Genomic DNA, 7,683 nt, shown 5'->3' with positions numbered 1-7,683 from the left:
CCTCGCTGCAGCTTGCCGACCGACTCATCAAGGCGGGAAAAGATTTCGACATGGTCTATGTGCCTGGTGCCGATCACAACGCGCCAGGCATCTACACTGAGCGCAAACTCCTGGACTTCTTCGTTCGCAACATTCTCGATCAGACCCCACCCGACTGGAACACCAGACCAATCGAGATGCAGAATGAAAAATCATGACGACGATGGCGACCGCCAGCTTGTGCCTCTTGCAATTGTTCGCCCGCATTTCGTGGCTGTAATCAAGGCGACGAGCAGATCGTCCCCGCTCGGACGAGCCTGTCATCTAAGACTTGCGCTGCGTATCCACGATATCGGCTCGCCGCGACAACACCCGCATGCGCATGCCGGCGCAATACGTCGGCGTGCTCATCTCTCCCGGTTGACTCTGGTGGTTCCAAAAAAAGAGCGGTTGCCAGGGGGGAGGAACTGCCTCCGGAGATGTGAGGCTCATGTCCAACGGCTACGGCCCGCTGCGGCAAACGGTTCCGCGGCAAAATGGATTTCCGCCACAAGCCGGACACAAACAAAATTATGGTCCGCTCCAACAGTGCGTCGGCAGGCTGTCCCAAGCTCCCCCGCCCAAGCCTGCTGAAGCACTGTGCCGGCGGGGGAGCAATTTTCCGTCGGCTCTTTCCATGATCATCGCGTGCGCCCGTTTCGACAGGAAGCGCCATGAATAGCAGAGGATGGCGCAACCGAGGCATGCCCCTGCACCTGGTGCGAGCGGCAGAGTACCTTTCCACCAACCTTCAACTCAGATGTTACAGTAGCGTGCCTTGCGTGCCGGAATTAAGGATCTAGATTCCCGGCTTCGGCAGTATGAACAGCTGTTGTTCGGGGATGCGGCTCCCCGCATCATGCGAATGCCGCCTCGGCATCGAACTCCGGCACCCAGTTTTCGACCGCTTCGTTGGTGATCTGCTCGCGACCGCTTTCGACGGCCTCGACGGCGAGGCTGTTGATCATGTGGAAGATGTTGGCCGTGATGCCCTCAGTGATCTGCAGCATACGCCGCAGCGATTTCGGGGTGAGCACCGAAGGTCGATGCAGCGGCGTGTTGCGCAGGATCGACGGTTCTGTTGCAAATTTTTGTTGAACTGAAGCAAGAAGAGATGGCGGGCGGTGCTTATGCGGCGGCGAGGATATCGAACTGCTCGGCCAATGACGGATTTGGGTTGAAGGCGAACCTCGCCTGTCGTTTGCGCATCATGTGAAGCATTTCGATGCCGTCGAGGATGATGCTTGCGGCTGCGGGAGATTTGAAGCCGAGCATCGGCCGAACACGGCGCTTGATCCGCCGATGGTCCTGCTCGATCCGGTTGTTCAAGTATTGGCTTTGGCGGATTCGGATCGGCTTCGGTCGGCGCCTGCAGCGATCCTGCAATCGATGTGTCGTATCGCAGGAAACGATCGCCTCCTGGTTGGTCTGGCTACCATCGATGACGACACGATCGCGACGCCCATGGCGCTCCAGCGCTTTCCTGAAGAAACGCTTGGCCGCCGGCAAATCCCGATGTTCGCTGAAATAGAATTCGACCGTGTCGCCGACGCTGTCGATAGCGCGGTAGAGATACATCCACTGCCCTCGGACCTTGATGTAGGTTTCATCAACATGCCATTTGCCGGTCGCTGCGCGCTTGCGCCGGTTGAAGCGCTCCAGCAGCAAGGGCGAGAAGTGAACAACCCAGCGATGGATCGTCGAATGATCGACCTAATGCCACGCTCGGCCATCATCTCCTTCAAATCGCGCAGGCTCAGTCCATATGCCAGATACCAGCGAACGCACACCAGGATGACCGATCGGTCGAAATGCCGGCCTCTGAACATCACAAACCTCCGAAAAAATGTCAGAGGTCACTTGCCAGACAACCCGTAACGAAAAAGTTTGCAACAGAACCCCGCAGAACGCTCCGCGGCAGTGCGGCGGGACCCAATCCTTCGGCCGGCTCGGTCGCGCCATGTCGCGACGTTCCTGGCGCTTCTCAGAAGCGGACCTTCGCGTTTGGGCCGGAGTCGGCCGCGGCTGCTGACACATGCCGGGCCGGTCTGACTAGCGCCAATATTCCCCCGTTTCACAGCCGGTGATCGACGGTCAGCACTGCTAGCTGTAAAGTGATCAAAGAGCCGCCGGGTACTGATTTGGAGGATTCATTGATGGCGAACCAACACCTTCCGGTCACAGGCGGTTGCCTCTGCGGTGCTGTGCGTTACGTGTCGACCGATCCCCCGATCAAGGGCTACTATTGCCATTGCACTATGTGCCAGAAGAGCTATGGCGGTCTCTTCCAGGCCACTGTGCAGTTTGCGGGCTCCGCCTTCGCCTTCACGAAAGGCGAACCCAAATATTATCGTTCCAGCGCCTTCGCACGGAGGGGCTTTTGCGCGGAGTGCGGTTCTCCGCTCGTGTTCGTCTATGACGGCAATCCGGACGCCTGGATCTTGTTCGGCTCGCTTGATCACCCGGAGGATTGGCCGCTCACAAGAGATGCAGCTTGGGGCCAAACGGAGCATGTCTTCATCGAGTCGAAGGTTCCCTGGTATGAAATCGCCGACGGTTTGCCACAGAACCAAGCAAATCCAAGCGAACTGATGGAGGCGCAAGCGACTGCCATCGAATGCGCAGCCCGAAATTCATGACATTTCTCAGTTTTGGCTGGCGCGATAGACTGTTATTCACGAAGCTCTCCTCAGGGATCATGGGCGTGAATTCTGCCGAGGCAAGCGAACTCGTGAATCGGCGTCCCTGCGTGACCCCACCCACCACTGAGATTTCAATGACCTATAGCGCCGATCGGCCCTGAAGCCCCCCGCCGATTTACACTCAGGGAACCGCAAGGCGAAGCTTACGACACGATGTGCATCGGGGTAGCACAAGGGATCGCGGTTGCGGTGGAGCAGGTGTAGTACCGGCCCGAATGCCTGTGAGCTTGCTGCGCGGTCATTCGCCTACGGACCGGCGAGTGCCTTGCGATTCCTACGCCTGGCCGGAGAAGACGACATGTCCGGTCGCCACGTCGTGCATGGCCCAGGCGATGCGCAGTTCTCCGGCTTCGACCATCTCCTTCATGATCGGGCTGTTCGACGTCAGCAGTTGCGCGGCGAGCTCGGCGTTCTTTTCCGCCACTGCCTGAACGAAGTGCTTGTTCTTCGAGTTACGTTCGCCGTCACTCGTCGCGGCATCGACGGCCGGCCGGATGTTGGCCAGGGTGGCGGTGAGGTTTCCGAGTTGGACGTTGTCGATCGTTCCCTTGACGGCACCGCAATCGGAATGCCCCAGCACCACGATGACGCGGGCGCCGGCCACCTTCGTTGCGTATTCGAGGCTGCCAATGATGTCGGTGTTGACGAAATTGCCGGCGATGCGGGCGCAGAAGATGTCGCCGATGCGCTGATCGAACACCAACTCGGGCGGCACACGCGAATCCATGCAGCCGACGATCGCCGCGAACGGCGCCTGTGCCGTGGCCGTCGCCTTGATCTGCGCCAGCAGATCGCAGTTGATCGTCTTGTCGGCAACGAACCGCTCGTTGCCCGCCTTCAGCAGCTCGATTGCCGCATCGGGGCTGACACTCTGCTGGCGCTCGCGATCGTAGACGTCGCATGCGGACGACTGGGCGTATACGTTGGTCGCGGCAAAACTCGCCGCGGCAAGCGGCAGGCAGCCGCAGAAAAGACGGCGCGAAAGCATGGAGTGGCCCCTCTCGATATTGGTGCTGCCAACTGACGCCGAGTCGCAATCCGGGTCAACCGGCGGTCCTTAAACTGGTTAAGGATTGCGAAACGTGAGGAGCAGAGGGACCATCATAGATGGATGATTGGGCGGATTTACGGTGAAGTTCTGATGCAGGCCGCCCCTAAAGACGCGCACTATCCTCAAGAATGCCGACATTCCGCTCAGAGACTTCGTCGTCCGACTTGGGTCATCAATACTGGTTGCGCTCAACGTCCGGTTCCGGGAAAGAAAATCGGCCTCGGAAGGTCTCGAAAGGGTCATGGTCGTGAATTGGTCCGGAGCAAGCGAGCTTCCGCTTTGGGTCGACTCCGGCCGCACGGCCTTGATCCCGTGCCGATATCACTGCCCAGCGGCATGCCTTTCTCGCGAGAAACAGCCAGCTTTACTCTGGAAATACAGGCGAGCGTCTTTGTAACTACATCGAGGGGTTAAGGTCGCCGGCACTTTTAAAAGCGACGGAAACTGGCCAAGCCGCGCCGGGCAGTCAGGCGGACCTCAAGGCGAGCAGTGTGAAGTTTGGCTAGCGGCGACAAGCTGGGGCCGGGACCATTCGGTGATGCACGACCACCTCACGCCGAAGCTGAAATGTTCGAAGTGCGGCGGCAAGAAGGTGGGGCTGATCCTGTCGCCGCCGACGCGGTCGACCGGCTGGGTTAATCCCTACATCAAGTGACGGTCTTCCGGCGCGAACTTGCCGATCAGACGTTCGCGCTCTTCCTGTGTCAAGTCACGCGTCAGATCGGCGATCAAGGCCGCGTAGTCTTGTTCGGCCTTCTCAAGCGCCGCCCCGATTTCTTCTACTGTCTCTGGCGTGTTTGGCCGACCCATGAACGGCTTAACCGCCGCGAAGAGCATTTTTCCTTTCAGCCCGCGCATCAACGTCTCTCCATCTGCCCTCGAACATCGTGCCTTTTTAGTCGAAACGCTTCAAGTCCCACGCAATGCGAGAGCGCAAGCGCAACAGGCGGTCTACAGGAGGAAAATATGGTGCGGGTGGAGCCCATGCACCGGTTCATCGAGCCGAATGCGCAGCGGAACAAGCCGACAGCGAGGTGAAACCCGGCCGACGTGGTCAGTAGTCCGAATGCTGCCCACGCCGGCCGAAGCGGATTTCCTGCCGGTCAGCCGCCGGCCGAATAGACATCAAAACATTCAAATCGAAAAGCCCGCGTCTCTTCGGAGGCGCGGGCTTTTGCATTTTTGGATTTGGCGTCATACAGTGCCGCTGGATAGAGCCCGCCGCCCTGATCTCCGGCGGGTCTAATCAGAGCTCCCGGCTTCGCTGACGGGCCCAGCGCGGCCCGCTCGGGGCGTCCTAGCCTGCACAGCATTCATGGGACATGGTCAGGATACCTGTTAAGCCGAACTCCGGTTAGTCGGACATTCTGCGCGCTCAGATGGACGCGGCAACGTGAACTTTCCATCCCTGCACGCGTCACGACTCGCCGCCTCAGTCACCGATATGATTCATGATCCACTCGCGATAATCCGACACACGCGTATACACACCGTAGGTCTTTCCGCATTCGGCCCCCCACGATACAATTCCAACCAAGATTGCGTCCTCTGGGCTATTGCCTTTGGTCAGAGGACCTCCACTGTCCCCTTGGCAAGAATCGGTCCCGCCGCTGGCGCGTCCGGCGCACATCATCCCAGGAAAGATACCACCATCGTATGAGTGCGGACCATTGCACGTCCTGTTGTCTACGTATGGGACGGTGCCCTTTAGGAGATGGTTTGATGGTTTTCCACCTTCTGTATTTCCCCAGCCCGTCGCAGTAAGGTTCTCCCCAATAGCAATTTGCGTACTGGAGGTAGCAAGGCGGATGACCTTTGCGGGTCGCGTACTGTGCACCCGCACCAGCGCCACGTCATGTTCACATGTGTCCGGGTTATATTCTTCGTGAACAACAAAACCCTTTGCATCGAACCAATCGCCATCATTGATATCCGTAGCGCCTACCTTGACCTCGACCTTCACGTCGTCTGCTTCATCCGCTAAACAGTGCGCTGCTGTGACGATCCATTCCTCTCCGATCGCCGATCCACCGCATGCAAATTCCCCGTCAATAATGAGTGCGACCTGCCAAGGATGCTTATCGATCGTGGTCACCTCGCCGTATACGATGTCCTGTCCAAACGACATCGTGGGCTTCAGCGGGTCCGACTCGCTGCACGTTAGAGCATGGGCGTGTGGTGCACCAAACAGGATAGCGAGCGCGCAGAGGGTATGACGGGTGATCGGTCGCATGGATTTCCTTCCTACTATTGCAACGGCCGCGTGCCGTTGGCGCCACTCCTGCCTTCCAACCCACCACGTAGCAACCCTCATCTCGGATGTGATTCGGAATGCCGCAGGCAACATGCTTTGTCCTCGATAGGACGCTCTGGACTCGCGGCGCGCGCCGAAGAGGCAGGGTTATCGGCCGAACCCATGAGTTCGGTCGCCAACGCGCTGATGCTGCTTGCGCGACACCTGGGACACAAGCGAAACGCCACCGCGCATCCTGATCGGCGGATCGCTCTATCTCGTCGGCGCGGTGCTCGCCGAAAACGGCACGCCGCCGAGCTGATATTCAGCCAAGAAAAGCCCGGCACCCCCGCCGCACTCCTTGAAACCTTGGGCGGCGGGCTTTTTCTTGCGCACCGGACCACCCGCTTTTAACGTGGGCTTAACCCGGCGCACCGCAGATTGCGACTGCGGAACTTGTTTCCATTCCGCGGCGGCGCAACGCCCTCCAATGCTGTATGCGCCTAGCTTAGAGGGCCCACGTCTCTTTCCGAGCCGTGGGCCTTTTGCGTTTAGACTGGTGTCATACAGCGCCGCTAGATTGACATTCCCACCGGACGGCGCAGTAAATTAGCCCCGGCTCATGGAGGTCTTTTCGATGAGGAAGGTAGACCACTCGGGCACCCGCGAAATCCTCTTCGACATAGTATTTCTTCTGGGGCTACCGATCTGGATAGCAATCATCCGGCTGTACGACAGGTGGCATTGCCGATCACCTCTTAGGCCAGGTCGGCATGTCGATTTTTCTTGAATCCATCGTTCTCTCTCTCTAGCTCGCCAACTGAGATTCGTCAGCGCCGGCTACTCCGAAGGGAGTAGCCGGCTTTTGCGTTTTAGGGACTCCTAAAATACGAGTCAGATGCCTAGATTTTGCCGGGCATGAGTAAGCGTAGCGCCGCCGCGCCCCGGCTCGAGTTCATTCCCCCCCGCAAATACCGGCCCTGATGGATCAGCCGCCCGAGGGCGAAGTCTTACGACAAGCGGGCGAAGAAATACGTCCAGCCATAAACAGAAAACGACGCTCAACCCGAAGGGAGCGGCGAGCGGCTGTGACCAAGTTGCAGGAACGCCTTTCCGAGCTCGTCGCCGCTCATTCGGTCGAGGATTTGAACGGCGTTCGGTTGAAGTACGAGACAGCGCACGGGCTGGAAAGGGTCAATGTTTGGGCAATCACGGGCGTCGCCCCCGCACGATCTATCCCGACCCCGATGCGCCAAACCCGAATGCAATTTGAGTTCCTACATCGATGCCTGATTTCAGCAATGACTGCTTTTGGCGAAGTTATGCGATTGCTTGAAGGACAAGAATGGGGCGCAAAAGCTGTCATGCACGGCTTCGTTTGCGAGAGTCTGCTTGGGTGAAGGTTTTTCGATGTGGGCCGCAGCGTGACGGTGGCGGCTGGGCCTGTGTCGGCCCGCGTTGAAAAACCTCCCAAGGAGGAGGCCGCGGGGGGCTGGGTCGAGCCTATGGGGAAAGCGCGGGGCTGGCGGTGATCGGCAGGTACGACAGCAGCAATTGGGTTTGCCCAAAAGCTGCCGATGATGTGATTGGGGTTGGTTCCTGAGTCCGTCTGCCGTTGTGTCTCGGCGATTTTGCCGTGTTCGGCAAAGCTTGGTGTAAGGCGACATTGTCCCGAAATA

Annotated in this window: 8 protein-coding genes and 1 pseudogene; 4 read left to right on the top strand and 5 right to left on the bottom strand. The window is 58.8% G+C overall.

What is annotated here, in order from left to right; translation table 11 throughout:
- Positions 1-197: alpha/beta hydrolase family protein (locus tag AC0L2K_RS32390; RefSeq protein WP_473533322.1), on the top strand; the 197-nt coding region annotated here is incomplete at its 5' end.
- Positions 198-875: 678 nt separating this feature from the next.
- Here the strand turns inward: AC0L2K_RS32390 and AC0L2K_RS32385 are convergent.
- Both AC0L2K_RS32385 and AC0L2K_RS32380 read right to left on the bottom strand, forming a co-directional pair.
- The gene (locus AC0L2K_RS32385) at positions 876-1,028 is read right to left on the bottom strand and encodes a hypothetical protein (RefSeq protein WP_473533321.1); all 153 of its coding nucleotides are present in this window, start codon (positions 1,026-1,028) and stop codon (positions 876-878) included.
- Between the two features lie 118 nt (positions 1,029-1,146).
- Positions 1,147-1,847 (bottom strand): IS6 family transposase gene (locus AC0L2K_RS32380; protein ID WP_473533320.1). Its coding sequence is split into 2 segments (ribosomal slippage): positions 1,147-1,733 and positions 1,733-1,847, totalling 702 coding nucleotides; the frame shifts between segments, so codons are not numbered across the junction.
- Positions 1,848-2,174: 327 nt separating this feature from the next.
- Here AC0L2K_RS32380 and AC0L2K_RS32375 point away from each other — a divergent pair.
- Positions 2,175-2,657: a GFA family protein gene (locus tag AC0L2K_RS32375; RefSeq protein WP_473533319.1), complete on the top strand. Its 483-nt coding sequence runs from the start codon at positions 2,175-2,177 to the stop codon at positions 2,655-2,657.
- A gap of 337 nt (positions 2,658-2,994) precedes the next feature.
- Here AC0L2K_RS32375 and AC0L2K_RS32370 read toward each other — a convergent pair whose 3' ends face one another.
- The 3 genes from AC0L2K_RS32370 to AC0L2K_RS32360 all read right to left on the bottom strand — a co-directional run bounded on the left by AC0L2K_RS32370 (position 2,995) and on the right by AC0L2K_RS32360 (position 6,004).
- A complete protein-coding gene (locus tag AC0L2K_RS32370; protein WP_473533318.1) occupies positions 2,995-3,708 on the bottom strand; it encodes a carbonic anhydrase family protein in 714 nt (237 codons plus the stop codon).
- 705 nt (positions 3,709-4,413) lie between these two features.
- Positions 4,414-4,629, bottom strand: a complete 216-nt coding sequence (locus AC0L2K_RS32365) for a hypothetical protein (RefSeq protein ID WP_473533317.1) — start codon at positions 4,627-4,629, stop codon at positions 4,414-4,416.
- Positions 4,630-5,203: 574 nt separating this feature from the next.
- Positions 5,204-6,004 (bottom strand): serine protease, encoded by an 801-nt coding sequence (locus AC0L2K_RS32360; RefSeq protein ID WP_473533316.1) that lies wholly within the window; start codon positions 6,002-6,004, stop codon positions 5,204-5,206.
- Between the two features lie 141 nt (positions 6,005-6,145).
- On the opposite strand from AC0L2K_RS32360, the pseudogene AC0L2K_RS32355 reads away from it, so the two are divergent.
- A pseudogene (locus AC0L2K_RS32355) lies at positions 6,146-6,326 on the top strand (bifunctional folylpolyglutamate synthase/dihydrofolate synthase); the annotation flags it as partial.
- 766 nt (positions 6,327-7,092) lie between these two features.
- Positions 7,093-7,404: a hypothetical protein gene (locus AC0L2K_RS32350; protein ID WP_473533315.1), complete on the top strand. Its 312-nt coding sequence runs from the start codon at positions 7,093-7,095 to the stop codon at positions 7,402-7,404.
- The last annotated feature ends 279 nt before the right edge of the window (positions 7,405-7,683 follow it).

This window comes from Mesorhizobium sp. WSM4817, assembly GCF_055811135.1.
The sequence above is the reverse complement of the archived record's forward strand: the minus strand, read 5'-3'. Positions and strand labels throughout refer to the sequence as shown.

What these genes read in the sequence shown, in the direction of transcription:
- AC0L2K_RS32370 (WP_473533318.1), bottom strand. Translation starts at nt 3,708, where the DNA reads ATGCTTTCGCGCCGTCTTTTCTGCGGCTGCCTGCCGCTTGCCGCGGCG.
- AC0L2K_RS32360 (WP_473533316.1), bottom strand. Translation starts at nt 6,004, where the DNA reads ATGCGACCGATCACCCGTCATACCCTCTGCGCGCTCGCTATCCTGTTT.
- AC0L2K_RS32365 (WP_473533317.1), bottom strand. Translation starts at nt 4,629, where the DNA reads ATGCGCGGGCTGAAAGGAAAAATGCTCTTCGCGGCGGTTAAGCCGTTC.
- AC0L2K_RS32375 (WP_473533319.1), top strand. Translation starts at nt 2,175, where the DNA reads ATGGCGAACCAACACCTTCCGGTCACAGGCGGTTGCCTCTGCGGTGCT.
- AC0L2K_RS32385 (WP_473533321.1), bottom strand. Translation starts at nt 1,028, where the DNA reads ATGCTGCAGATCACTGAGGGCATCACGGCCAACATCTTCCACATGATC.